General features: G+C 71.8%; 23 protein-coding genes and 1 pseudogene. 11 read left to right on the forward strand and 13 right to left on the reverse strand.

Going from position 1 to position 23,925, the window contains the following annotated elements; all coding sequences use genetic code 11:
• The first annotated feature begins 119 nt into the window (after positions 1-119).
• The 3 genes from OG435_RS28000 to OG435_RS28010 all read left to right on the forward strand — a co-directional run bounded on the left by OG435_RS28000 (position 120) and on the right by OG435_RS28010 (position 3,641).
• Positions 120-380, forward strand: coding sequence for an SCO4848 family membrane protein (locus tag OG435_RS28000; protein ID WP_266880710.1), 261 nt, complete (start codon positions 120-122; stop codon positions 378-380).
• Complete coding sequence (locus tag OG435_RS28005) at positions 377-1,951, forward strand: metallophosphoesterase (protein ID WP_266880711.1); 1,575 nt, start codon at positions 377-379, stop codon at positions 1,949-1,951. Before OG435_RS28000 ends, OG435_RS28005 begins: the two co-directional genes overlap by 4 nt.
• A 133-nt stretch (positions 1,952-2,084) precedes the next feature.
• Positions 2,085-3,641, forward strand: a complete 1,557-nt coding sequence (locus OG435_RS28010) for an ABC transporter substrate-binding protein (RefSeq protein WP_266882129.1) — start codon at positions 2,085-2,087, stop codon at positions 3,639-3,641.
• 32 nt (positions 3,642-3,673) lie between these two features.
• Here OG435_RS28010 and OG435_RS28015 read toward each other — a convergent pair whose 3' ends face one another.
• The 5 genes from OG435_RS28015 to OG435_RS28035 form a co-directional block, all read right to left on the reverse strand.
• On the reverse strand, positions 3,674-4,432 hold the full coding sequence (locus OG435_RS28015; protein WP_266880712.1) for a TetR family transcriptional regulator: 759 nt from the start codon (positions 4,430-4,432) through the stop codon (positions 3,674-3,676).
• 10 nt (positions 4,433-4,442) lie between these two features.
• Positions 4,443-4,862: a thiol-disulfide oxidoreductase DCC family protein gene (locus tag OG435_RS28020; protein ID WP_266880713.1), complete on the reverse strand. Its 420-nt coding sequence runs from the start codon at positions 4,860-4,862 to the stop codon at positions 4,443-4,445.
• A 4-nt stretch (positions 4,863-4,866) separates the two neighbouring features.
• Positions 4,867-5,289, reverse strand: a complete 423-nt coding sequence (locus OG435_RS28025; protein ID WP_266880714.1) for a hypothetical protein — start codon at positions 5,287-5,289, stop codon at positions 4,867-4,869.
• 95 nt (positions 5,290-5,384) lie between these two features.
• Positions 5,385-6,143 (reverse strand): alpha/beta fold hydrolase, encoded by a 759-nt coding sequence (locus OG435_RS28030; protein WP_266880715.1) that lies wholly within the window; start codon positions 6,141-6,143, stop codon positions 5,385-5,387.
• Positions 6,144-6,214: 71 nt separating this feature from the next.
• Positions 6,215-6,835, reverse strand: coding sequence for a hypothetical protein (locus tag OG435_RS28035; RefSeq protein ID WP_266880716.1), 621 nt, complete (start codon positions 6,833-6,835; stop codon positions 6,215-6,217).
• Positions 6,836-6,906: 71 nt separating this feature from the next.
• Between OG435_RS28035 and OG435_RS28040 the strand changes: the two genes are divergently transcribed.
• Entirely contained in the window at positions 6,907-7,281 is a 375-nt protein-coding gene (locus OG435_RS28040; protein WP_266880717.1) for a hypothetical protein, read from the forward strand.
• 188 nt (positions 7,282-7,469) lie between these two features.
• Entirely contained in the window at positions 7,470-9,161 is a 1,692-nt protein-coding gene (locus OG435_RS28045; RefSeq protein WP_323187915.1) for a DUF4132 domain-containing protein, read from the forward strand.
• 135 nt (positions 9,162-9,296) lie between these two features.
• On the opposite strand, the gene OG435_RS28050 is transcribed toward OG435_RS28045, so the two are convergent.
• From OG435_RS28050 to OG435_RS28070, 5 genes are all read right to left on the reverse strand, one after another.
• On the reverse strand, positions 9,297-10,064 hold the full coding sequence (locus OG435_RS28050; RefSeq protein ID WP_266880718.1) for a succinate dehydrogenase iron-sulfur subunit: 768 nt from the start codon (positions 10,062-10,064) through the stop codon (positions 9,297-9,299).
• Complete coding sequence (gene sdhA, locus OG435_RS28055; RefSeq protein WP_266880719.1) at positions 10,064-11,818, reverse strand: succinate dehydrogenase flavoprotein subunit; 1,755 nt, start codon at positions 11,816-11,818, stop codon at positions 10,064-10,066. Before sdhA ends, OG435_RS28050 begins: the two co-directional genes overlap by 1 nt.
• Before the next feature lie 23 nt (positions 11,819-11,841).
• The gene (locus OG435_RS28060) at positions 11,842-12,324 is read right to left on the reverse strand and encodes a succinate dehydrogenase hydrophobic membrane anchor subunit (protein ID WP_250744034.1); all 483 of its coding nucleotides are present in this window, start codon (positions 12,322-12,324) and stop codon (positions 11,842-11,844) included.
• 5 nt (positions 12,325-12,329) lie between these two features.
• Positions 12,330-12,710, reverse strand: a complete 381-nt coding sequence (sdhC, locus tag OG435_RS28065; RefSeq protein ID WP_266880720.1) for a succinate dehydrogenase, cytochrome b556 subunit — start codon at positions 12,708-12,710, stop codon at positions 12,330-12,332.
• 152 nt (positions 12,711-12,862) lie between these two features.
• Positions 12,863-13,504 carry a 2-oxo-4-hydroxy-4-carboxy-5-ureidoimidazoline decarboxylase gene (locus tag OG435_RS28070; RefSeq protein ID WP_430625698.1) on the reverse strand — a complete coding sequence of 214 codons (642 nt, stop codon included), beginning with the start codon at positions 13,502-13,504 and terminating at the stop codon, positions 12,863-12,865.
• Positions 13,505-13,886: 382 nt separating this feature from the next.
• On the opposite strand from OG435_RS28070, the gene OG435_RS28075 reads away from it, so the two are divergent.
• Entirely contained in the window at positions 13,887-14,663 is a 777-nt protein-coding gene (locus OG435_RS28075) for an RNA polymerase sigma factor (protein ID WP_266882133.1), read from the forward strand.
• Complete coding sequence (locus OG435_RS28080; RefSeq protein ID WP_266880721.1) at positions 14,663-15,739, forward strand: hypothetical protein; 1,077 nt, start codon at positions 14,663-14,665, stop codon at positions 15,737-15,739. Before OG435_RS28075 ends, OG435_RS28080 begins: the two co-directional genes overlap by 1 nt.
• Before the next feature lie 204 nt (positions 15,740-15,943).
• On the opposite strand, the gene OG435_RS28085 is transcribed toward OG435_RS28080, so the two are convergent.
• Positions 15,944-16,822, reverse strand: a complete 879-nt coding sequence (locus OG435_RS28085; RefSeq protein ID WP_266880722.1) for a L,D-transpeptidase family protein — start codon at positions 16,820-16,822, stop codon at positions 15,944-15,946.
• Positions 16,823-17,001: 179 nt separating this feature from the next.
• Between OG435_RS28085 and OG435_RS28090 the strand changes: the two genes are divergently transcribed.
• A complete protein-coding gene (locus OG435_RS28090; RefSeq protein ID WP_266880723.1) occupies positions 17,002-18,594 on the forward strand; it encodes an acyl-CoA mutase large subunit family protein in 1,593 nt (530 codons plus the stop codon).
• Between the two features lie 79 nt (positions 18,595-18,673).
• Positions 18,674-19,348 (forward strand): leucine efflux protein LeuE, encoded by a 675-nt coding sequence (gene leuE, locus OG435_RS28095; protein ID WP_266880724.1) that lies wholly within the window; start codon positions 18,674-18,676, stop codon positions 19,346-19,348.
• On the opposite strand, the gene OG435_RS28100 is transcribed toward leuE, so the two are convergent.
• Together OG435_RS28100 and OG435_RS28105 are read right to left on the reverse strand one after the other, a co-directional pair.
• On the reverse strand, positions 19,341-20,690 hold the full coding sequence (locus OG435_RS28100; protein ID WP_430625699.1) for a polysialyltransferase family glycosyltransferase: 1,350 nt from the start codon (positions 20,688-20,690) through the stop codon (positions 19,341-19,343). The genes leuE and OG435_RS28100 overlap by 8 nt on opposite strands.
• On the reverse strand, positions 20,687-21,694 hold the full coding sequence (locus OG435_RS28105; RefSeq protein ID WP_266880725.1) for a glycosyltransferase family 2 protein: 1,008 nt from the start codon (positions 21,692-21,694) through the stop codon (positions 20,687-20,689). The genes OG435_RS28100 and OG435_RS28105 overlap by 4 nt, the downstream gene beginning before the upstream one ends.
• 176 nt (positions 21,695-21,870) lie before the next feature.
• Here OG435_RS28105 and OG435_RS28110 point away from each other — a divergent pair, with 176 nt between their 5' ends.
• Entirely contained in the window at positions 21,871-23,310 is a 1,440-nt protein-coding gene (locus OG435_RS28110; protein WP_266880726.1) for a DUF6716 putative glycosyltransferase, read from the forward strand.
• Between the two features lie 188 nt (positions 23,311-23,498).
• A pseudogene (locus tag OG435_RS28115) lies at positions 23,499-23,852 on the forward strand (cytidylyltransferase domain-containing protein); the annotation flags it as partial.
• Between the last annotated feature and the right edge of the window lie 73 nt (positions 23,853-23,925).

Here is a 23,925-nt window from a genome sequence, read left to right on the forward strand (position 1 = left end):
AGGTGAAAGTACATCCCGATGCTGTGCTTACCGTCACGGACCGGCCAACCCGCCGCAACCACCGCCGGGACAGCCCACCCCGGCGCGTCCGTCCTGGGGACGAAACCGATACTGGGCTCATGAGACTCAGCCGCGCCGCATCCTGGTTCCTGCTCGCCTTCGGAGTGTGGAGCTGGTTCATCTGGGTGTCTTTCGTCCGGAACCTGTGGAAGGACGGCAGCGGTCTGGCCTTCGACGATGCGGGGGACCCGACCGGATACTTCTGGGTCCACCTTCTCCTGGCGGTGGCGTCCTTTCTCCTGGGGACGGCCGTCGGAGTGATCGGGTTGCGCGGGGTGCGGGCACTGCGGCGCGAATCACGTACGGAGGCGGGCGCGTGACGATCGTTCTCATCGCGGCCGTGGCCCTGCTGGTCCTGGCCCTCCTGGTCCTGGTGCACCGCTGGCTCTGGATCCGCCTGGTCCGCGACACCACCACCCCCGGCGGCGCGATCCGCCGCACGGGCACCGCCCTGGCCTTCGCGCTCCCCCTCCTGTCCGTGGCCGCCCTCGTCGCGGGCCGCGCGGGAGCCCCCTTCTGGCTGGAGCGCACGGTCGCCTGGCCCGGCTACCTCTGGCTGGCCGTCCTCCTGCTCTCCCTGGCGATGCTCCTGGCGGAGCCCGTCCGAGCGCTGTGGCTCCGCCGGTCGAACGCAGCCACCGAGCAGGCGGACTCCACCCCGGAGCCCGGGCCCACCGAGCCGACGGACCCCCCCGTCCCCGCGGGCTCCGGGGCGGAGCCCCGCTCCGGCGCCGCAGGCGCGGGCACCTCGGGGCCGGGGGCGCAGCCCGGCAGCCTCCCGGCCGCCGCAGGCGTGGCCACCCCGGGGCCCGGGGCGGAGCCCCGCAACGTCCCGGCAGGCGTGGCCGCTCCGGGGTCTGGGGCGGAGCCCCAGTTTCGGGAAGGGGCGGGGAGGGGAACTGCGCCGCAGGCCACCCTCGAAGCCACCGCCGCCCCCGTGGCCCCGGCCGGGCGGCACACCACGACGGCAGACCCGGCGGAGGCCAACCCCGCGACGGCCAACCCCGCGACGGCCAACCCCGGAACGGGCAGCCCGGCGGCCGCCCCCGCGGAGCCCGCCCCCTCCGGCGTCAGCCGCAGGCGCTTCGCGCGGATCGTCGCCGGCACGGCCGCCGCCGCCACAGCCGGCACCGTCGGCTACGGCACGTACGGCGTCCTCCGCGGCCCCCGCGTCAAGCGGGTCCAGGTCCCCCTGGCGAAGCTCCCCCGCGCGGCCCACGGCTTCCGCATCGCCGTCGTCAGCGACATCCACCTCGGCCCGATCCTGGGCCGCGCCCACACCACCCGCATCGTCGACACCATCAACCGCACGCAGCCCGACCTGATCGCCGTCGTGGGCGACCTCGTCGACGGCAGCGTCGAGGACCTCGGCCCCGCCGCCGAACCGCTCCGCGGCCTCCGCTCGCGCCACGGCTCGTACTTCGTCACCGGCAACCACGAGTACTTCTCCGGCGCCCAGCAGTGGGTCGACCACGTCCGCGAGCTCGGCCTGACCCCGCTGGAGAACGCCCGCCGCGAGCTCCCGTACTTCGACCTCGCCGGGGTCAACGACATCGCGGGCGAGAGCGAGGGCCACGGCCCGGACTTCCAGGCCGCCCTCGGCGACCGGGACCGTACCCGCACCGCCGTGCTCCTCGCCCACCAGCCGATCGTCATCGACGATGCCGTCCGCTACGGGGCCGACCTCCAGCTCTCCGGCCACACCCACGGAGGGCAGCTGTGGCCCGGCGAGTACGTCGCCGAGCTCGCCAACCCGACCGTCGCCGGGCTGGAGCGCTACGGCGACACCCAGCTGTACGTCTCGCGCGGCGCGGGCGCCTGGGGCCCGCCGGTCCGGGTCGGCGCGCCGTCGGACATCACAGTCGTCGAACTCGCCTCATATCAGGCCTGAACCCCCCGAACCCTCAACGCCACGCCACAAATCGGCCTTCCCGAGGCCGAAATTCCGTGATGGGATGTGACCGATAATCGGATAACAGGTCGCTCACTTCGGTGTGCGCCCGCGTGGGGTGGAGTCAAGGATGCTGCGGTCTGTCCGCTCGAAAGTCATCGCGGCCGGGCTGGTCCTCGGCGTGGCCGGCGTAGCCACCTGGCAGTTGCTGCCACAGACCGGCGGCGGCGGGGAGCCGATCCGCGTCGGCACGAGCGACGTGGTCTCCTCCCTCGACCCCGCGGGCGCGTACGACGCCGGCTCCTGGGCCCTGTTCAGCAACGTCTACCAGTCGCTGCTGACCATCAGGCCCGGTGCGGACACCCCGGTCCCCGACGCCGCCTCCGCCTGCAACTTCATCGGCGACAAGCTCACCACGTACCAGTGCGAGCTGCGCCCGGACGTGAAGTTCTCCTCCGGCCGCGAGATCACCGCCGAGGACGTGAAGTTCTCCTTCGACCGGATCAAGGCGATCAACTCCGACCAGGGCCCGGCGCCGCTGTTCAACACCCTGCAGTCGGTCAAGGCCGAGGGCCGCACCGTCACCTTCAGCCTCTCCGCCGGGGACGCCACCTTCCCGTTCAAGATCGCTACGGGCGCCGCCTCGATCGTGGACAAGGACAAGTACCCGGCCAAGGCCCTGCGCGAGGAGGAGAAGGTCGACGGTTCCGGCCCCTTCACCCTCGGCGACTACACGGCCGGCGCGAGCGCCGAGCTCAAGCCCAACGCCTCGTACAAGGGCCAGGGCAAGATCTCCAAGAGCCCGGTCACCGTGAAGTACTTCAAGGACTCCGCGCAGCTGGAGCAGGCCTGGACCGACCACGGGATCGAGGTCGCCCACCGCGACATGCCCCCGGCGGTCCTGGCAGGCCTGAACCCGGGCCTGGAGGACACCCGGTACCAGGCCTCGGGCGGTACGGAGATCCGCAGCATGGTCTTCAACCTCCGCCCCGGCTCCCCGGCGGCCCAGCCCGCCGTCCGCCAGGCCGTCGCCGCCACCGTGGACCGCGCCAAGGCCGCGACCGAGGTCTACAAGGGCACCGTCACCCCGCTCTACTCGCTCGTCCCGGCGGGCGTCGCCGCCCACAGCACCCCTTTCTTCGACGCCTGGCCCTCGCCGAGCGGGGTCACCGCGAAGAAGATCCTCAAGGACGCCGGCGTCACCACCCCGGTCGCGCTCACCCTCGGGGTCAACGAGCGCGGCGCGAACGTGGCCGAGGCGGAAGAACTCAAGGCGCAGCTGGAGTCCACCGGCCTCTTCAAGCTGACCCTCAAGCAGGTCGCTAAGTGGAGCGACTTCCAGAAGGCCTACGCGGCGGGCGAGTTCGACGCCTACACCATCGGCTGGATCGCCGACTTCCCCGACGCGGACAACTTCCTCGCCCCGCTCGTCGGCGCCGACAACTCGATGAACAACGGCTACTCCGACAAGGCCGTCGACGCCCTCATCGCCCGGACCCAGTCCTTCTCGGACCGCGGCGCCGCCGCCAACGACTTCCGTGACCTGCAGAAGCTGGTCGCGCAGCAGGTCCCGATGATGCCGATCTGGCAGAAGAAGGACTACGTGATGTCCCGCGAGGCCGTCACGGGCGCCCAGTACCTCTCGGACGGCACCGGCGTGTGGCGCCTGTGGGAGCTCAGCTGGCTGTAGGACCCGCTGCGGGCCCTACCTGCGGGCCCTACCTACGGACCCACCTCCGGACCCTCCTCCGGCCCCGCGTCGGGGTCGGAGGCCCGCTTGCGGCCCGGACGGGACACGGCCGACTGGGCCATGCCCGGCAGGAAGTCCGTGAACAGCTCGTGCACTTCGCGCACCAGCGGCCGCAGCACCCGGAACCGGGCCAGGATGATGCCCCGGGTCGTGAGCTGCGCGCCGCGCTGCGCGAGCTTGCGCGTCTTCTCGCTGTCCGGGGAGCGATCGAAGACCCAGTAGAGGACCAGGCCCATCTGCGAGAGCCACATCAGCTCAGGCAGTACGTCGGCCAGCTCGTCGGGGACCTTCGTCTTTGCTCCCGCCAGTACCTCGCGGTGCATGTCGATCGCGGTCTTGCGGGCCGCCTCCGACTCCGGGGAGAACGGGCTGAGCGGGCTCTCGGGGTCCGCGGCGTTCTTGAAGAACTGCGAGGCGAACTCGTGGTACGGCGCCGCGATGTCCAGCCAGCTGGTCAGGACGCCCGCGAGCCGCTTCTGCAGATCGGTCTCGTTGTCCAGGATCGGCCGGACCGCCGCCAGGTGGGCGGCGCCGATCCGGTCGTAGAAGCCCTGGACCAGGTGTTCCTTGGACTCGAAGTAGTAGTAGGCGTTGCCGACCGATACTCCGGCCTCCTTGGCGATACCGCGCATCGTCGTCTTGTCGAACCCGCGCTCCTGGAAGAGGCGGAGCGCGGTCTCGAGGATGAGCGTGCGGGTCTGCTCGCTCTTGGGAGCCTTCTGATCAGTCACGGTCCCGAGCCTATCGGGGCGCGGAACACTGGTCGTCACAGGCCGGTTCCCCTTCGTTCGCCGGTGAGCCGTCCCGCAGCGCTTCGCGCCAGGTGGAGGCGGTGTACATGGCCGCCCTGGCGAAGGGCCGGCCGGCCGGGGTGGCCAGCCAGTTCGCCTTCGGCCGGTGCTCGGCCAGCGCCCACAGGCACACGATGAAGGCGTCCGTCCCCCTCCACACCTGTCCGGAGTCGCCGATGACGGTGATCTCCTTCAGCGTCGAGGCGTGGTCGAGCCGCGGGAACCGCTGCCGCGCCGCGGCGGAGGCCGCCGGGACGAGGCGGAGCGGTACCAGCTGGCGCTGGCCGAGCAGCCAGTGCCGGATGTGCACGCAGAGCGGGCAGTTCGCGTCGTAGAGCACCGTCAGGTGCCGGGTCGCGGTGGTGGCCACGGGATCAGGCCCCGGTGGGTGCGGTCCACCCCTGGGGCGCGGTCCACCCCTGCGGGGCGACCGGCGGGGTCCCCTGGCGCTCCATGATCCCCCGGCGGCGCATCTTGTTCAGCACCCAGACGTTCCCGAGGTGCATGAAGCCGAGGACCAGGAGCACGACTCCGAGCTTGACCGACAGGGCTTCGAAGAGCCCGCGGGCGGCCACGATCTCCTCGGCCGAGCGCAGGTACAGGGTCACGAAGCCGATGTTGACCAGGTAGAAGCCGACCACCAGGAGCTGGTTGACGGCGTCCGCGAGCTTCTCGTTCCCCTGGAGGACGTCGCCGATGAAGACGCGGCCGTTGCGGCTGAGCGTGCGGGCCACCCAGACGGTGAGTCCGATGCTGATGAGCAGGTAGATGACGTACGCGACCACGGTGAGGTCCATTGCCCTCAGCCCCCTTGAACGTGTTCAACTGCTGACAGCACTGACTGTAGACCTATTTTTGAACAGGTTCAAGCGAATGTGCGGGGCGGTCCCGGTCAGCGTCCGGAGAGGAACTCGATGAGCAACCGGGTGATCTCCTCCGGGCGTTCCAGGGAGGGCAGGTGGCCGGCCCAGGGCAGCTCGAGTTGGACGGCGCCGCGCACCAGGGAGGCGAGTTCGGCGGGGACCTCGCGGAAGTCGGGGATGTCGTGCGCGCCGCCGACGGCGAGGACGGGGGCGGTGATGGCGGCAGGCTCGAAGGCGGGCTCGGGGAGGTCGTGGTCCCCGTCGGCGGCCAGGGCGCCCCGCAGGTTCCCGAGCTGCATGGCCCGCACGAGGGCGTGCGCGGCCTCGTCGGCGTCCGGACCGAGCCACTGGCGGGCATTGAGCCCGGCGGCGCCCTCCAGGTCGCCGGCGTCCAGCAGGGCGGCCTCGGCGGCGTTGAAGGCCAGGAGCGCCGGGCCGCGCCGCTGCGCGGGCCGGGCGGGACACAGCAGCGCCAGCGCGCCCACCAGCTCCGGGTGCAGCGCGGCCAGCGTCAGCGCGATCCGGCCGCCGTACGAGCTTCCGACGAACGAGGCCCGCCGGATGCCGAGGTGCTCCAGCAGCTCCCGTACGTCCCCGTGGTCGCTGTACGGGGCTTCGGCGGCGGGGGAGTCCCCGCAGGTCCGGAAGTCCGGCCGGACCACCCGGAACCCGGCGGCGAGCAGCGGCCGCCACTGCGGCTCCCACATCCGCCGGTCACACACGGAGGAGTGCAGCAGGACGACGGCCGGGGCGTCGGCGGGACCGTCCACATCATGAGAAATGATCATCCAGTGATCTTCGGGGGCCGTCCCCCCGTCCCGCCACCGGATTCCCCTCCGGTCGGCGGGACTCGGCGGACTCACATGCTCAGTGCGCGCGCCTGGTTGATCTGGCTCATGACCCACATGTAGGTGCCCGGGTCCACGGCCGGGATCATCGTGGTGTGGTGGCGGCCGCCGCTGTGGACCGTGATCTGGACGAAGCCCGTGGTGCGGCGCTCCTTCATCAGGAGGAAGAACAGGCCGAGCAGGCAGAACAGGAAGAAGATGACGGCCAGCACGATCGCGTGCGCCGGGATCTTCTCCTCGGTCCGGGAGAGGTCCGTGGCGTTCCAGATCGCGCCCCTGAGCGGCATGTTGCCCGACGGGGTGATGATCTGGTCGCCGGCGATCGTGATGTCACCCAGGGAGAGCCCGGCGGCCGGGTAGCCCATGGGGGGCGTCGGCGGCATCTGGGCCGGAATGCCCTCTCCGGCGATGGTCGGCTGGTAGGCCGGGGGCTGCGGATACCCGTACCCGGGCTGGGACGGGTCGGCCGGCGGGTAGCCGTACCCGGGCTGGGGCGGACCGGCCGGCGGGTAGCCGTATCCGGGCTGCGCAGGGGCGCCGTAACTCGGCGTGCCGGGACCCCAATGGTTGTCTCCCCGGCCGCCACCCTGATTCGGGTCGCCCGCGTACGGATTCGGCTGCTGCTCACTCATGATGTCGATCCTTACACAGCCTTCCCCGGCCCAGAAGGCCGATTGTCGGTGCCCCCTCCTAATCTCCTGACATGGGAAGCGTGATCTTCGTCGACGAGACGACTGCCGGGGGCCGCGGTGACGGCTGGGGGATGGAAATCGCCGAAGAGCGACTCGCACTGCGCGAGTTGATCCGGAGGCGGATATTCCAGGAGGTGGCCGAGGGAGGGGCGGCGCAGTCCGGGGCGGCTGCGACCGCGGCCGGGAGCCGGCTCGTGCGTCCGGCCGCGGCGGACCGCCCGGTCGATCCGCAGGCGCAGACCGAGGCGGCCCTCGCCGCCTTCGGGCGCAACGGCTTCCTCGTCCTGGTGGGGGACCGCCAGATCACCGACCTGGACGAGGAGATCGACCTCCCGCTCGGCACGGAGGTCACCTTCCTCAAGCTCGTTGCCCTGGTGGGTGGCTGACATGGCCGCCGATCTCGATGCGGCGACCCGGCAGGCCTTCGAGCAGCTGGGGCGGACGTACCACACCCGCGGCGGCAGTTGGTCGACGCGGGTGCACGGCTGGCTGGCCGCCGGACACTCCGTCCCGGCCGCCGCCGTAGCCACCCTGCGGCGCAGCGCCCTGATCTCGTCCAGCGTCTCCGACCTGAGTGCCGCCCTGGGACAGCTGGACGGTCCCGCCCTCAACGTCGGCGAGCGGTGGGCCGACGAGGCCCTGGCCGACGGGCGCTGGGACGCGCTGCTCGCCCACGCCGCCACCGCCACGGCCGCCCGCCCGCCCGAGCGCCAAGTGGGAGAAGACCGCCCGCGCGCTCCTCACGGACGCCGGAGCTGGTCCCGACGCCCTGCGCGAGGCCGTCGCCGGCTGGTTCGCACTCGTGGACCGCCCGCGCACCCTCCCCCTGACGGACACCTGGTACGAAAATCAGCTCGACCCCTTCAACGCCAACGCCTTGCGCGGTCTGGCCTGGCTGCTCGCCCTGTTGCCCCCGCACCCCGGGACACCACGCGCGCTCGGCAGGCTCGTGGAGACCTGCCTGCGCAAGATCCCGGGCCTTGGCCCGCGCAATCCCAAGGTGGCCAACGCGGGAGTCGTCGCCCTGTCCCGGACCGAGGGCGAGGCGGCCCTCGCCGAACTGGCCCGGCTGGCCGCCCGGGTGACGTTCAAGGGCACCCTCAAGGTCATCGACACGGCCCTGACCGCGCGGGCCGCGGCGCTCGGGCTCAGCCGGGAGGAGATCGAGGAGCTGGCCGTGCCTGCCTACGGCCTCACGGAGGTCGGCCGCGCCGAGTTCCGGCTCGGCGAGGCCACGGCCCTGCTGGAGGTCCGCGGCGCCAAGGCGTCGCTGTCCTGGCGCAACGCGGCGGGCAAGGCGGTCAAGGCCGTCCCCGCCGCCGTCCGCCAGGAGCACGCGGAGGAGCTGGGGGAGCTCAAGGCCGCCGTCAAGGACATCGACAAGATGCTCTCCGCCCAGGCGGAGCGCCTCGACCGGCAGTTCCTGGCCCGCCGCACCTGGACCTACCGCGCCTGGCGCGAGCGCTACCTCGACCACCCCCTGGTCGGCACCCTCGCCCGCCGCCTGGTCTGGACGGTGGACGGTACGCCCGTCGCCTTCGCGGACGGGGAGGCACGCACCCTCACCGGCGACCCTGTCACGGAGGGCACCGTTGTCGAGCTGTGGCACCCGGTCGGCCGAGGGGCGGCCGAAGTCGCCGCCGTGCGCGAGCAGCTCGAAGAGCTCGGCGTGACCCAGCCCTTCAAACAGGCCCACCGCGAGGTGTACCCGCTCACCGAGGCGGAGCGGAACACGGGGACGTACTCCAACCGCTTCGCCGCCCACATCCTGCGCCAGCACCAGTTCCACGCGCTGGCGGCCGCCCGCGGCTGGCGCAACCAACTCCGGCTCTGCGTCGACGACTCCGCGCCGCCGGCCACCCGCGAACTGCCGCAGTGGGGGCTGCGCGCCGAGTACTGGCGTGGGCAACGACCCCACCTGGTCCGACGGCGGACCCGGGGGCCGGTTCCGGGAGTACTGGACCTCGTACGGCTTCGGCGAGCTCGGCCAGAGCGCCGAGACCCGGCGGGCGCTGCTGGAGCGGCTGGTGCCGAGGCTGGCGATCGCGGACCGCTGCCGCGTCGAGGGCCGGTTCCTGCACGTCACCGGCGAGCTGCGCACGTACAAGATCCACCTGGGCTCGGGCAACATCCTGATGGAGCCGAACGACCAGTACCTGTGCATCGTGCCGAAGGCCGGCGGCTCCCCGGACGCGGGCTACCTGCCCTACGAGGGCGACCGGACCCTCGCGGTGATCCTCAGCAAGGCGATGCTGCTGGCCGATGACACGGCCATCACGGACCCGACGATCACCAGCCAGATCCGCCGGGCCTGACGCCCTGGGCCTGACACGCCGAAGGCCCCGCCCCCGGTGCGTGAACACCGGGCGCGGGGCCCCCGTACGGACTGCCTACGACGGAATCAGAAGCGGCGCGTGATGAGCGCCCGCTTCACTTCCTGGATCGCCTTCGTGACCTCGATGCCGCGGGGGCACGCGTCGGTGCAGTTGAAGGTCGTGCGGCAACGCCACACGCCGTCCTTGTCGTTGAGGATCTCCAGGCGCTGCTCGCCCGCCTCGTCACGCGAGTCGAAGATGAAGCGGTGCGCGTTGACGATCGCCGCCGGGCCGAAGTACTGGCCGTCGTTCCAGAACACCGGGCACGAGGACGTGCACGCGGCGCACAGGATGCACTTGGTGGTGTCGTCGAAGCGCTCGCGGTCCTCGGCGGACTGCAGGCGCTCGCGCGTCGGCTCGTTGCCCTTGGTGACCAGGAACGGCATGACGTCCCGGTACGCCTGGAAGAAGGGCTCCATGTCGACGACGAGGTCCTTCATCACCGTCAGGCCCTTGATGGCCTCGACCGTGATCGGCTTCTCCGGGTTGATGTCCTTGATCAGCGTCTTGCAGGCGAGCCTGTTCTTGCCGTTGATCCGCATCGCGTCGGAGCCGCAGATGCCGTGCGCGCACGAGCGACGGAAGGTCAGCGTGCCGTCGAGGTCCCACTTGATCTTGTGGAGACCGTCGAGCACGCGCTCCTTCGGGTCGATCTCGATCTGGAAGTCCTGCCAGGTCGACTCGTCCGAGATCTCCGGGTTGAACCGGCGGATCCGGAACGTGACCGTGATGAAGGGCGAGGCCGCGGCCGCGGCCTCCATCGCGTCCGTCTTGGACAGGGTCGGGGTGGCCATCAGTACTTACGCTCCATCGGCTGGTAGCGGGTGACGACGACCGGCTTGTAGTCCAGGCGGACGGAATCCTTGCCGTCGTCGCCGACCTCGCGGTACGCCATGGTGTGGCGCATGAAGTTGACGTCGTCGCGGTTCGGGTAGTCCTCGCGGTAGTGACCGCCGCGGGACTCCTTGCGCGCCAGCGCGGACACGGCCATGACCTCGGCCAGGTCGAGCAGGTTGCCCAGCTCGATGGCTTCCAGCAGGTCCGTGTTGAAGCGCTTGCCCTTGTCCTGGACGGACACGTTCAGGTAGCGCTCGCGCAGCTCCGCGATCTTCTCGACCGCGGTCTTGATCGTCTGCTCGGTGCGGAACACCATCACGCAGGCGTCCATCGTCTCCTGGAGCTCCAGGCGCAGGTCCGCGACCCGCTCGTTGCCCGTGGAGTTGCGCAGCCGCTCGACCTGGTCGATGACCTGCTGCGCCGGGTTCTCGGGCAGCTCGACGTAGTCGTGGGCGTGGGCGTACGCGGCGGCCGCGATGCCCGAGCGCTTGCCGAAGACGTTGATGTCCAGCAGCGAGTTGGTGCCCAGGCGGTTCGCGCCGTGCACCGACACGCACGCGACCTCGCCGGCCGCGTACAGGCCCGGGACGACGGTGGTGTTGTCCATGAGGACCTCACCCTCGACGTTCGTCGGGATGCCGCCCATGGCGTAGTGCGCGGTGGGCTGGATCGGGATCGGGTCCGTGTACGGCTCGATGCCCAGGTAGGTGCGCGCGAACTCGGTGATGTCCGGGAGCTTCGCGTCGAGCTGCTCCGGCGGCAGGTGCGTCAGGTCCAGGTACACGTGGTCACCGGCGGGACCGCAGCCGCGGCCCTCACGGATCTCGGTGTAGATGGAGCGCGAGACGACGTCACGGGACGCGAGGTCCTTCATGACCGGCGCGTACTTCTCCATGAAGCGCTCGCCGTCCTTGTTGCGGAGGATGCCGCCCTCACCGCGGGCGCCCTCCGTCAGCAGGATGCCCATGCGCCAGATGCCCGTCGGGTGGAACTGGAAGAACTCCATGTCCTCGAGCGGCAGGCCGCGGCGGTAGCAGGCCGCCTGGCCGTCACCCGTGAGGGTGTGCGCGTTGGAGGTCACCTTGAAGAACTTGCCGGTGCCGCCGGAGGCGTAGATGACGGACTTCGCCTGGAACACGTGGATCTCGCCGGTGGCGAGCTCGTACGCGACCACGCCGGCCGACTTCTTGACGCCGTCCTCCTCGACCAGGAGCTGGTCCAGGACGTAGAACTCGTTGAAGAACTCCACGCCCTCCTTGACGCAGTTCTGGTAGAGCGTCTGGAGGATCATGTGGCCGGTTCGGTCCGCGGCGTAGCAGGACCGGCGGACCGGCGCCTCGCCGTGGTTGCGGGAGTGCCCGCCGAAGCGGCGCTGGTCGATGGTGCCGTCCGGGGTGCGGTTGAACGGCAGGCCCATCTTCTCGAGGTCGAGGACCGCGTCGATGGCCTCCTTCGCCAGGATCTCGGCGGCGTCCTGGTCGACCAGGTAGTCACCGCCCTTGACCGTGTCGAAGGTGTGCCACTCCCAGTTGTCGTCCTCCACATTGGCGAGCGCGGCGGCCATGCCGCCCTGCGCGGCGCCCGTGTGGGAGCGGGTGGGGTAGAGCTTGGTCAGCACGGCGGTGCGGCTGCGCTTCGTCGACTCGATGGCGGCGCGCATGCCTGCGCCGCCCGCCCCGACGATGACGGTGTCGTACTTGTGGATCTTCATTGGTTTCGCCTCAGCCCCGTTGCCTAGCGGATGTTCGGGTCGAAGGTGAAGATCACCAGCGTGCCCAGAAGAATGGTGAACACCGTGGCGGTGTAGAGCAGGCCCTTGAGCCACAGACGCGTGTTGGCGCGCTCCGCGTAGTCGTTGATGACGGTACGCAGACCGTTCGCGCCGTGCAGCATCGCGAGCCACAGCATCAGCAGGTCCCAGCCCTGCCAGAACGGGGAGGCCCAGCGGCCGGCCACGAAGGCGAAGCCGATCTTGGACACCCCGCCGTCCAGCACGAGCTGGATCAGCAGGTGGCCGAGGACCAGGACGACGAGCACGATGCCCGAGAGGCGCATGAAGAGCCACGCGACCATCTCGAAGTTGCCGCGCGTCGAGCGCGGCGTCTTGCTGGTGCGCTTGCGCGGGGCCTCGATGTACGGCGCCGGGTTGTCGACGTCGTAGAGGGACACGCCCTCCACGTCACCGATGCCCTTTTCGAAAGAAGTGTCAGAAGACATGCGTGTCACTTCCCGAAGAGTTCGAGGTAAGCGTGTCCGAGGACGGGGTACAGCGCCCCGACCATCAGCACGACCCAGATGCCCACCACGGTCCAGAGCATCTGCTTCTGGTAGCGGGGGCCCTTGGACCAGAAGTCCACGGCGATGACACGGAGACCGTTGAGCGCGTGGAACAGGATTGCGGCGACGAGGCCGTACTCCAGCAGCGCGACGATCGGAGTCTTGTAGGTAGCCACGACATCGTCGTACGCCTCGGGTGAGACGCGGACGAGAGCGGTGTCGAGGACGTGTACGAACAGGAAGAAGAAAATGAGGACGCCGGTGACTCGATGAGCCACCCAGGACCACATTCCTTCCCGGCCGCGGTACAACGTTCCAGCCGGCACGGAAAACCCTCCGGAAGCGGGGCGGGGGCCAGCCGGCTTCTTTGTCGGTCGGGCCCGGCCGGGTACGGTCCTCCGGCCCCGGACATCGTAGCGACGCTTTGTCGGTTCCCTTGCGCGGGGGCCATCGGTGTGATCAAACAGGCACGGACGGACTATCCCACAGGGGCGAATAGCCCGAATTCGGCAGCAGATACCCCATCTGCCGAGGTCAGCCAGTGTGTCAGGTCGGCGAGTCGGACCTGCGCGACGCGACGGAGCTCATCCGCGGAGATCGCGCGCTCCTCGTCCACGTCCAGCTCCATCCGCCGGCGGATCGCGGCCAGCAGCTGGTCCGCCTGCTCCTCCGGAGTGGTCCCGTCGAGGCAGATCACGAAGGCGTGCCCGAAGGTCCGCTCGTACTCCCCGTGCGCCGCGTCGAGCGCGAGGAGCGCGGCGTACGAGGCCCCGTGCTCCAGCTCCGGCGGGAACTCGCAGGCCAGCGCCTCGGAGAGGTCCGCCTGGGAGAGGTCGTACGAAGCCTCGTCCGCGGCGGCGAGTAGCGCGCCGGAGTCGGGGTAAGGGCGGTGGGCGGCCACCCGGTGGGCCCAGCGACGGCTGCCGCAGCAGTGCAGCAGCGCGGAGTGCGCGGCCTCGGGGGACAGGGCGTTGAACCGCGCGAGTCCGCCGCCGTCGAAACGGCCGTCGTCGTGGAGGGGGTGGGAGCCGTGGGAAGGGTCGGAGCCTCCTCGGGCCTGTGCCGGAAGGTGGCTGGACAGCGTGGGGCTCCTGGTGGCGTGGCGCGGGTGTCCCGCCACGCTATCGACGCGGAGCCGGGTGTGTCGTACCCATTCCGGGATTTCACCCGGAAGTGAGCCGAAAGGATGACGGGAGCGCGTGTCGGGCCGGTGCGGGGCGACTCGGGGACCCGTGGGAGGCCGGGCATGACGGCCGCGGGATCGGCCGGGAAGGGGAGGGCGACCAGGGCCGCCACCCCCCACAGGAGAGGCCCCGGCCGCCATCCGTCGCGGACTCGTGCGACAAGCCCGCACCCCTCTCAGCGTCTTCGGTGCGTTTTGTGTCACACCTCGCTCCGCGCAGGGATGGTTGCGCGTTGTACAACTCGTGGACGAAGGTGCTTGAAAGCCGTAACGTGCTGATTTGCGCCACACAAACGGGACTGTGAACGGGTTGGGGATTTTGCTGGGGGACGACGCGGAGCTGACCACCGCGGTGCTCGCGGCACAAGACGGCGACGAGCTCGCGTTCCGTTCTGTGTACCGCGCCGTGCACCCGCGCCTGCTCGGATACGTCCGCACGCTCGTCGGCGACGGCGACGCCGAGGACGTCACCTCCGAAGCCTGGCTGCAGATCGCCCGCGACCTCGACTCCTTCACCGGCGACGCCGACCGCTTCCGCGGCTGGACCGCCCGCATCGCCCGCAACCGCGCCCTCGACCACATCCGCATGCGCGGACGCCGGCCCGCCGTCGGCGGGGACGAGACCGAGCTGACGGGCCACGCCGCCGAGTCCGACACCGCCGGCGAGGCCATGGAGTCCCTCTCCACCTGCCGCACGATGGAACTCATAGCCCAGCTCCCGCAGGACCAGGCCGAGGCCGTCGTCCTGCGGGTGGTCGTCGGCCTGGACGCCAAGAGCGCGGCCGAGACCCTGGGCAAGCGCCCCGGAGCGGTACGCACCGCCGCGCACCGGGGCCTGAAGAAACTGGCCGAACTGATCGGTGCGGACGTCGACGGGGCCTTCGACCCGTCCGACCCCGATTCCGGGATCGGCTCCGCCGTCGCCGTCGGCTCCGGACGGGTGCGCGGCCTCGGCGATAATGACGGGAGTCGCACACGGGACGCGGGGGGCGGGCGGGACCTCGACGCCGTACCGGCGCAGAGGGTCCGCGCCGCGGGCCTCGTGGAGCAAACCGGTGTGACGGATTCACGTTGGCGGACGCAGAAGGACATGTGATGGCCGACGAGCGCGACAGGTGGCTGGACGAAGCCGCGGCGGACAGAATGCTGCGCGGAGAACCGGCCGCACCTGGCGCCGACCACCCTGCCCGGGTCCGGGCCGAGCGGCTGCGCGCCGCCCTCGACGCACTTGCCGAGCCGCCACCCGCGGCCCCGGGCGGGCTTCCGGGGGAACTGCGCGGGGAGGCGGCCGCCGTGGCCGCGTTCCGCGCGCGCGGTTCCGTACTCCGGGCGCAGGCGCAGACGCGGGCCCCCGACTCAGCGCTGTTCGGCTCCGCCGACACGGTGGTCGAGCTCGGCGCGCCCGCCGGCCCGGTCGCAGGTGCCTCCCGGCGCGGCCGGCCGGTCCGCTTCGCCCTCGCCGCCGCCGTGGCGAGCGTCGCCGTGGGCGGCCTCGCGGCCGCCGCGGGCACCGGACTGCTGGACCGCGGCGCCCGGAACACCGCGGGCGAGCTGCCCGCGGTCTCCGTGACGGCGGGATCCTCCCCGGCGGTCCTGGCGGACGGCGGCTACGCGACACCCCTCGCGCCCTCCCGCACCACTTCGCCGCGCGGTGAGCCCCGCGGCGGCATCCCGAGCCCGGGCAACACCCCGGGCGCGGAAGGACGTACGCCGACGGGCCCCGGGGGCGCCACCGGGGTGACCGGCGACACCGGTACGCAGCCGTCCGCGGAAGGCTCGGCCGGAGACAAGGGCGGCCGGGGGGACAGGTCCCGCCAGGGCGGCGCCGACGGCGCGGCGACCGGCCTCGCGGGTGGTTCGGACCGGGACCGGGAGGGCCGCACCGGAGCGGTGGAGCTCTGCCGGGACTTCCGGGCGGGGCGGCTCGACGAGGCCGGCCGCGAGAAGCTCGTGCGGCTGGCCAAGGGGCTGTTGCGGGTCCCGCGCTACTGCCAGGCGGTGCTCGGCCTGGCCACCGGCGGAGGATCGGGCGGAGATGCGCCGGGCAAACCGTCGGGCTCCGGGCCGGGCCGGGGACCGTCCTCGGGACCGGACTCCCCGTCGCGCTCGCTGGGGCTGGTCCCGGCCGGGACGGCTGCGCCGGAGCGTCCGGACGCGGGTTCGCGCCGCTGAGGACCGGGTACCGGACACTGGCCTGAAACGGTTCGCGTCCCGCCTGTAACACTTTTCGAACCTGCGGCGCAGTACATAACGAGCCGACTGGTCATCGGCCGCGCATGAGCCGGGGTTCCCCCCGTACCCCTGGGCTCTGCGCAACCGGCGCGGGCGGGATTCGTTCCCCCGATCCCGCCCGCGCCCTCAACTTCCGACCGCGGATCACCAGTAGACGACGACCTTGTCGCCCACCTTCACCGCGTCGAACAGCGTCGCCAGCTTGGCCTTGTCCCGGACGTTCACGCAGCCGTGCGAGGCGCCGGCGTAACCGCGGGCGGCGAAGTCCGCCGAGTAGTGCACGGCCTGGCCCCGGCTGAAGAACATCGAGTACGGCATCGGCGTGTGGTAGATCGTCGACGTCCAGTCCTTGGCCTTCCACTCCACCTTGAACTCGCCCTCGCGGGTCGGGGTGTTCTCCGAACCGAAGCGCACGTCCAGCGTGGAGACGATCTTCCCGTCGATCATCCAGGCGAGGGTGCGGCTCTCCTTGCTGATGCACATCACCCGGCCCGTCATGCAGCGCGCGTCGGGAGCGTCGGGCTCGTTGACGGTCGGCGGGCGCAGCTCGGCGGCGGTCGGCTTCTTGGTGGCGTTCTGGATCTTCTTCCACGTGGGCTCGTCCACGCCGCCGGTGGCGGACAGGCCGTTCTTCGACTGGAAGGACTTCACGGCGGCGGTCGTCTTCGAACCGTAGAAGCCGGTCGGAGCGACCGACATCAGCTTGAGCTGACGCAGTCGGGCCTGCAGCTCGCGGACCAGCTCGCTGTCGTCGCCGTTCGCCATGATCTGCTTCACGGTCGGGGTGGGCGAGGCGGAGGGCGAGGGCGAGGCGGACGGCGACGGGGAAGCCGACGGCGAGGCGTCGCCCGGCTTCGGGTCCGTCGACGGCGAGGCGTCGGGAGTGGCGACCGCCGTGGGCGATGCGGGAGCGGAAGAACCGGAGCCCGCGGCCTCCGGCTTCTGCGGTCCGCAGGCGGTCGCGGCAAGTGCGACGGCGGTGGCCAGGCCGAGTGCGCGGATTATTACCTTCTGGCGGTGCATTGCAGTCCCCCGATTTCTACGTGTGTATCTAGGTGATGCGACGTGGGCGTGGTCAGTTGCAGGGACGGCCGCGATGTTGCGCCATTGTGACCAGCGGTCGCAGAACGGTCGCAGAGCGGTAGCCGCGGGGACGTTTTATCAGCCCGGGGCCCCTCTGATCCACGTAAGGAGCGCACCCCATGCAGCGGCACGAGCGGCACACCGAGAGCGGGATCCCGATCGCGCCCGTCTACCGTCCGGGCGACCTCGCCGGCTGGGACCCCGGGACCGAACTGGGGGAGCCGGGGGAGTACCCGTACACCCGGGGCGTCTACCCGACCATGTACACCGGACGGCCCTGGACCATGCGCCAGTACGCCGGTTTCGGTACGGCCGCCGAGTCCAACGCCCGCTACCGGCAGCTCATCGCGGGCGGCGCCGCCGGGCTGTCCGTGGCCTTCGACCTGCCCACCCAGATGGGTCACGACTCAGACGCCCCGCTCGCGCACGGCGAGGTCGGGAAGGTGGGCGTGGCGATCGACTCGATCGAGGACATGCGGGTGCTGTTCGACGGGATCCCGCTCGACCGGGTGTCCACCTCGATGACGATCAACGCACCGGCCGCGCTGCTGCTCCTGCTCTACCAACTGGTCGCCGAGGAACAGGGGATCGAGCCGGGCCGGCTGACCGGCACGGTCCAGAACGACGTGCTGAAGGAGTACATCGCACGGGGGACCTACATCTTCCCGCCCGGACCCTCCCTCAGGTTGACGGCCGACGTCTTCCGCTACTGCCGGGCCGAGCTCCCGAAGTGGAACACCATCTCCATCTCCGGCTACCACATGGCCGAGGCCGGGGCCTCGCCCGCGCAGGAGATTGCCTTCACCCTGGCCGACGCGATCGCGTACGTACGGACCGCGCTGGCCGCCGGGATGGAGGTCGACGCGTTCGCGCCCCGGCTGTCCTTCTTCTTCGTCGCCCGCACCACCCTCCTGGAGGAGGTCGCGAAGTTCCGTGCGGCCCGGCGGATCTGGGCCCGCGTCATGCGCGAGGAGTTCGGGGCCCGGGACCCGAAGTCCCTGATGCTGCGCTTCCACACCCAGACCGCCGGGGTGCAGCTGACGGCGCAGCAGCCGGAGCTCAACCTGGTGCGCGTGGCCGTACAGGGCCTGGCCGCCGTGCTGGGCGGCACCCAGTCGCTGCACACCAACTCCTTCGACGAGGCGATCGCGCTGCCCACCGAGAAGGCGGCCCGCCTCGCGCTGCGGACCCAGCAGGTGCTGGCGTACGAGACGGACGTGCCGCACACCGTCGACCCCTTCGCGGGGTCCTACGCCGTGGAGCGGATGACGGACGAGGTGGAGGCGGCGGCGCTCGACCTGATGGCGCGGGTCGAGGCGATGGGCGGGGCGGTGGCCGCGATCGAGGCGGGCTTCCAGAAGGAGGAGATCGAGCGGAACGCCTACCGGATCGCCCGGGAGACCGAGAGCGGCGAGCGCGTGGTGGTCGGGGTCAACCGCTTCGCGCTGGACGAGGAGGAACCGTACGAGCCGCTGCGGGTGGACCCGGCGATCGAGGACCGGCAGCGGGCCTCGCTGGCCGCGCTGCGGGCGGGCCGCGACGGGGCGGCCGTGGACGAGGCGCTCGCGGCGCTGCGGGAGGCGGCGGCGGGCACGGAGAACGTGCTCTATCCGATGCGGGAGGCGCTGCGGGCCAGGGCCACGGTGGGGGAGGTGTGCGGGGCGCTGCGCGAGGTGTGGGGGACGTACGTGCCGGCTGATTCCGGCTGGTGACCTTGGCCGGTACCGGTCTGGTCCCAGTCCGTGAAATGCGGTGGCGGGACAGGTGTGTCCTCATGGGACACTCCTGCACATGCTGGGTGTCACAGATCTTCCGACGTACATCGCCGGCCTGGTACTGATCATTTTGCTGCCGGGGCCGAACTCGCTCTACGTGCTCTCCGTCGCCGCGCGCGGCGGAGTCCGCCAGGGGTACCGGGCCGCCGCCGGCGTGTTCACCGGGGACGCCCTGCTCATGACCCTGGCCGCGGTCGGCGCCGGGGCGCTGCTGCAGACCAGCCCGATCGTGTTCGGCGTCGTCAAACTGCTCGGCGCCGGGTACCTGACCTGGCTCGCCATCGGCATGCTGCGGGGGGCCTGGACCATGTGGCGCGCCCGCCGCGAGCGCGCCGCGGCCGCCGAGCCCGCCCCCGGGGCGAGCCCGGCCGCCGCCGCGGTGAAGGCCGGCGAGAGCGAGCGGCCCTACCGGCGGGCGCTGCTGATCAGCGTGTTCAACCCGAAGGCCATCCTGTTCCTGATGTCCTTCTTCGTGCAGTTCGTGGACACCGCCTACGCCTACCCGGCGCTGTCCTTCCTGCTGCTGGGCACCCTGATGCAGATCGGCAGCTTCCTCTACCTGACCACGCTGATCTTCGGCGGCAACCGGCTGGCGGCCGCCTTCCGGCGCCGCAAGCGGCTCGCGGCCGGGGCCAGCTCGGCGGCGGGCGTGCTCTTCCTGGGCTTCGCGGCGAAGCTCGCCGTCAGCTGACCGCCCTGCGCAGCAGCCGGGCCACGCGGCGCGCGGCGCGGTTGCGCGGCAGGAAGGACAACTGCGCCGGGATGCCGCCCGGCAGGCCCAGGGTGGTCAGCCGGCGGCGGGTGAAGTAGCGCCAGGTGTCCGGGGTCAGGTGCGCGCCCAGCCACTCCTCGACCTCGGTGCGGCGCTCCGCCAGGATCTTGGGCTGCATGGTGAAGCCCACCGCCGTGATCATGCCCGTCAGCTCGGCCGCGACCCGTTCGGGCCCCGGCGGGGTCCAGGAGCGTACGGCCTCGGGATCCGCGAGGTCGGGCAGCAGGGCGTCGGCCAGCACGAGCGGGATCCGGTTGCTGTTCGGGTACGGGGACAGGCGCGCGAGGACGGCCCCCGTGCCGGTCCGGGCCACCGGCAGCCCGTACAGGGTGGCGGCGGTCAGCAGTCCCGTGGAGAAGCAGCCGACGACCAGCGCCGGGTGCAGCCGCTCGTAGAGGGTCTCGGCGAGCACCGGGGTGCTCAGCACGGTGAGCCGGACGCCGAGCCGCTCGGCCTCCTCCTCCGCCCGGCGGGAGTAGGCGGCGGGGGCGCTGGGGTGCGGTTTGAAGACCAGCTCGCGGTGGCCCAGCGCGTGCGCGCCCCGGACCATCTCCGCGTGCAGTTCCTCCTCCTCGTCGGCCGGTACCAGGTCGAGGGCGGAGAGGTACTGGCCCAGCAGGAGCGCGGGTGCCTCGGAACCCGCTCCGGCTGACTCCGCGGGCGTCTGCTCCGCTCCTTCGAGCTCACCGATGACCTTGAGGAAGGCGGCGGTCGGGATCGCCTCGGCCCGTACGCCGAACTCGGTCAGCAGCAGCGGCTCCAGGCCCGGTACGAGGTCCAGGTGCAGCACCCGCCGTACGCGCATCCCGAGCCCGGGGTCGAGGCGGAAGCGGGTGGGGCCGTAGCTCATCAGCCCGTCGGCGTAGACCTCCATGGCCGCTCCGGGGAAGAGCCGGCACAGGCTCTGGGCGGGCGGCACCTGGAGGGATTCCACGATCAGTTCGACGCGGTCGGTGCCCAGTCCCCAGGAGGAGCGCAGCTGGCGCTCCCACAGCGGGACGTCCTCGGGGCGCGGGCTCCAGGTGCTGGGGTGCATCGGGGCGATGACGGCGTTCCAGTCGAGGACCTCGTCGAAGCGGGTGCTCAGGGTGGCGAAGCCGGGCGCGTCGGTCAGGCCGGGGGCGATCTCGGCGGTGACGGAGTGGTTGCTGGTCAGCAGGATCCGGCGGCCGACGGGCGGGAAGAGGTCCGCGTCGAGGGCGGCCGCGAGGGTGGCCGTTCCGTAGAGGGTGGAGGCCATGAAGATCTGGGTGACGTTCACGCGGTCACCCCGGCGGACGCGGCGGGGGCCGAGGGAGCCGATCCGGCCGTGGAGCGCTTGCGGAGCCGACGGAGCACGGCGGCCCGGTCGGCGTCCATGGTGTCCAGTGTCTGGTCGAGGACCTGCTGGGGCATTCTGCCGAGCGCGGCCGTGCTCATCGAGCGGAGTTTTTTGGCCACGGGAGGTTCGAACCTTTCGATGGACCCGACATGGTGCGCGATAATTGCGCAATAGGTTCGGACGGCCTTCGGGAGGAGAAGATCGGAATCCCGGTCGGCGGCCGTTTCGGTCAGCACCTGATCGAATGCGCGAATGAAATCGAGCTGACGCTCGTCGCCGATCTGCGTCAGCGAGGTGGAGACCCCGCGGCGGTAGAAGATTCCGGGCAGGCCGACCGGCGCGAAGGAATCCGCCTCCCGGTGCAGCCGCCAGATCCACGGCCGGTCCTCCGCCGTCCGCAGACCGTCGGTGAAGTGCAGCAGCCCGCGGTCCAGCAGCCGCCGGTGGTACATCCCGGCCCAGGCGTACGGATAGTCCACCGAGGTCGCGCGGGTGACGGGCAGGATCCCGGTGCGCGGATCGGCCACCACCGAGTCCGGCCCGTAGGGGACGCGCTGCACCACGCGCGTCCTGTCCGTGCACTGGACGTGGTCGGTACGGACGAAATCGCAGCCCAGGGCCTCGATGGCGGCCAGGGTCCGGGCCAGATGGCCCGGCGCCAGCCAGTCGTCCCCGTCCATGAAGGTGATGTACTCCCCGCGGGCCGCGTCCAGTCCGGTGTTCCGGGCCGTCGCCAGGCCGCCGTTGCGCTCGTGTCTGAGGTGCACGGCGCCGGGCAGCTCGCGGGCCGCCCGCTCGAGGAGCGCGGGCGTCCCGTCCGTCGAGCGGTCGTCGACGAGCAGGAACTCGAAATCTTCCCGGGCGTTGAGTTCGAGGCTTTTCAGGGCATCCGGCGCATACGTCTGCACGTTGTAGAACGGCACGACAACAGAGAGCTTGAGCACGTCCGAGACATTAGGGCGCCGCTCGTCATTCACCGTGGCCCGCACGCGGATTCCACGTGAACGACGAACGGCAGGGACGTTAACCCGGACGCTTTCGCGCGGATTCGACGGGTTGTTAACCCGCTGTTGTGCGTTCGTTGGGCCGATCACCGAAAAGCCGGAATAACTTCTGCCGGGTGCCAGCAAGCAACCGCGCGGCCCCTCCGCCCGCCCTCCGTGTGGCCGTACTCGCCGATTCCGACACCCGCTGGAAATGGGGAGCGCTCACCGCCCGCCGTCTCTCCGCCGAGCCGGACTCCGTCCACCTGACCGGATTCCTGCTCCGCGGCCGGGCCACGCCCACCGCCCGCCAGCTCGGCGAGGTCGGGGTCCGGGCGGACCGGCTCACCGAAGTCACCTGCGCCGAGTTCCTCGCCGAACTCTCCGCGCCGCAGGGGGAGTCCGCGGGCGCCCACGACCGCGCCCACGACCGCGCCCACGACCGTGCTTACGACGTGGTCATCCTCGCCCTGGTCGGCGGCGCCGCCCAGGCCGTCCTGCACGGGGCCCGCGCCCTGTGGCCGGAGCCGGGCGCGCGGCCGGTGTTCGTCACCGGGTACGTCGGAGTCGTCTACGAGAAGCTCGCCGACGGCCTGCTGCTGCGCCACGGGGCCGACCTGGTCCTCGCCAACTCCCGCCACGACGCCGAGCGGTTCCGCGCGGTCTACGAGGGTGTCGGCGCCGACGCCGGAGCCCTCGTGGAGACCGCCCTCCCCTTCCTCGAACCGGCCGACGCCGACACGTACGACCCCGTCGGCACGGCCGGCACGGTCCACCGGGTGGTCTTCGCGGTCCAGCCCTCCGTGCCGGACAACCGCGCGGACCGCACCTACCTGCTGCGCCGCGCCGCGGAACACGCCCGGCTGCACCCCGCGCGCGAGGTGCTGGTCAAGCTGCGCAGCCGGCCGGGGGAGCACACCACGCACCTGGAGGAGCTTCCGTACCAGCGCCTCGCGCAGCAGCTCCCCGGCGGCCTCCCCTCCAACTGCCGTCTGGTGTACGGGAACATGGGCGAGGTCCTGGACGCCACGGACCTGCTGGTCACCGTCTCCTCCACGGCGGCCCTGGAGTCCCTGCACCGGGGCATCCCGACGGCCGTGCTCACCGACCTCGGCGTCCGCGAGACCCTCGGCAACCACCACTTCCTGGGCTCCGGCTGCATGGCCTCCTGGACCCAGCTCGACGAGGGCCTGCTCCCGAAGGCCGATCCGGACTGGCTGGCGGCCCAGGGCGTGGGCATGCCGGTGACGCCGGCCGGGGGGCCCGGGGAGCCCGGTGCGCGCGACCCCTACACCGCGGCGCGGGCACGCCTCACGGAGCTGCTGGCCGGGGGACCGCTCCCGGCCGTGGAGCCCTACTACACGCAGGACACCGCGCCGGGCTACCTTCCCGGGATCCTGGCCCGGCACCACCTCGGCCCCGACGGGCACCCGCTGCCCGGTGCGCCCGGGACCGCGGCCGGGGGTTCCCGGCTGCGCCGCCGGCTCCGCGCCCACCTGCGCGAAGCCGCCCGGGGTGCCTACCGGCACGGCGTCCAGCGCGTCGCGCCGGTGATCCGCCGCCTGGGGGAGCTGTGAGCCCCCGCCCGGCCGGAGCCGTCACGCGCGCCGCCGTCGCGCGCGCCGCGGCCACCCGCGCAGCCGCCACGCGCGCCGTCGCCACGAGCGCCGCCGCCCCCACTGCTCCTGACGCCACCGCCGCCGTCCCCGCCCCGGCCACCGCGGGATCCCTCCGCGAAGCCCGCGCCGTGCCCAGGGTGCTCGCCGTGATCCCCGCACGCGGGGGGTCCAAGGGCGTGCCCGGGAAGAACCTGGCCGACGTCGGCGGGATGCCGCTCGTGGTCCGGGCCGTCCGGGCCTGCCTGGGCGCCGCGACCGTCACCGACGTCCTGGTGTCCACCGACTCCGAGGCCATCGGCGAGGCCGCCCGCGAGGCCGGGGCCGTGGTGCTGCGGCGGCCCGCCGGGATCTCCGGGGACACCGCCACCAGCGAGGCCGCCGTGCTGCACGCCCTCGACTCCTTCGAGGAGCTGCACTCCGTCACGGTCGACGTGGTCCTGCTCGTGCAGTGCACCAGCCCCTTCATCACCGTCTCCGACGTGGAGTCCGTCGCCGCCGCCGTCGCGTCGGGCGCCGCCGACTCCGCGCTCACCGCGGCCCCCTTCCACGGCTTCCTCTGGCGGGCGGCCCCCG

The sequence above is a fragment of the Streptomyces sp. NBC_01264 genome (assembly GCF_026340675.1).
Lineage (GTDB): Bacteria > Actinomycetota > Actinomycetes > Streptomycetales > Streptomycetaceae > Streptomyces.

Bases quoted from the DNA above. Each gene is read 5' to 3' on its own strand.
- OG435_RS28000 (WP_266880710.1), top strand. From the start codon at position 120: ATGAGACTCAGCCGCGCCGCATCCTGGTTCCTGCTCGCCTTCGGAGTG.
- OG435_RS28025 (WP_266880714.1), bottom strand. From the start codon at position 5,289: ATGGACCTCACCGTGGTCGCGTACGTCATCTACCTGCTCATCAGCATC.
- OG435_RS28030 (WP_266880715.1), bottom strand. From the start codon at position 6,143: ATGATCATTTCTCATGATGTGGACGGTCCCGCCGACGCCCCGGCCGTC.
- OG435_RS28035 (WP_266880716.1), bottom strand. From the start codon at position 6,835: ATGAGTGAGCAGCAGCCGAATCCGTACGCGGGCGACCCGAATCAGGGT.
- OG435_RS28040 (WP_266880717.1), top strand. From the start codon at position 6,907: ATGGGAAGCGTGATCTTCGTCGACGAGACGACTGCCGGGGGCCGCGGT.
- OG435_RS28050 (WP_266880718.1), bottom strand. From the start codon at position 10,064: ATGGCCACCCCGACCCTGTCCAAGACGGACGCGATGGAGGCCGCGGCC.
- sdhA (WP_266880719.1), bottom strand. From the start codon at position 11,818: ATGAAGATCCACAAGTACGACACCGTCATCGTCGGGGCGGGCGGCGCA.
- OG435_RS28060 (WP_250744034.1), bottom strand. From the start codon at position 12,324: ATGTCTTCTGACACTTCTTTCGAAAAGGGCATCGGTGACGTGGAGGGC.
- OG435_RS28080 (WP_266880721.1), top strand. From the start codon at position 14,663: ATGGCCGACGAGCGCGACAGGTGGCTGGACGAAGCCGCGGCGGACAGA.
- OG435_RS28085 (WP_266880722.1), bottom strand. From the start codon at position 16,822: ATGCACCGCCAGAAGGTAATAATCCGCGCACTCGGCCTGGCCACCGCC.
- OG435_RS28090 (WP_266880723.1), top strand. From the start codon at position 17,002: ATGCAGCGGCACGAGCGGCACACCGAGAGCGGGATCCCGATCGCGCCC.
- leuE (WP_266880724.1), top strand. From the start codon at position 18,674: ATGCTGGGTGTCACAGATCTTCCGACGTACATCGCCGGCCTGGTACTG.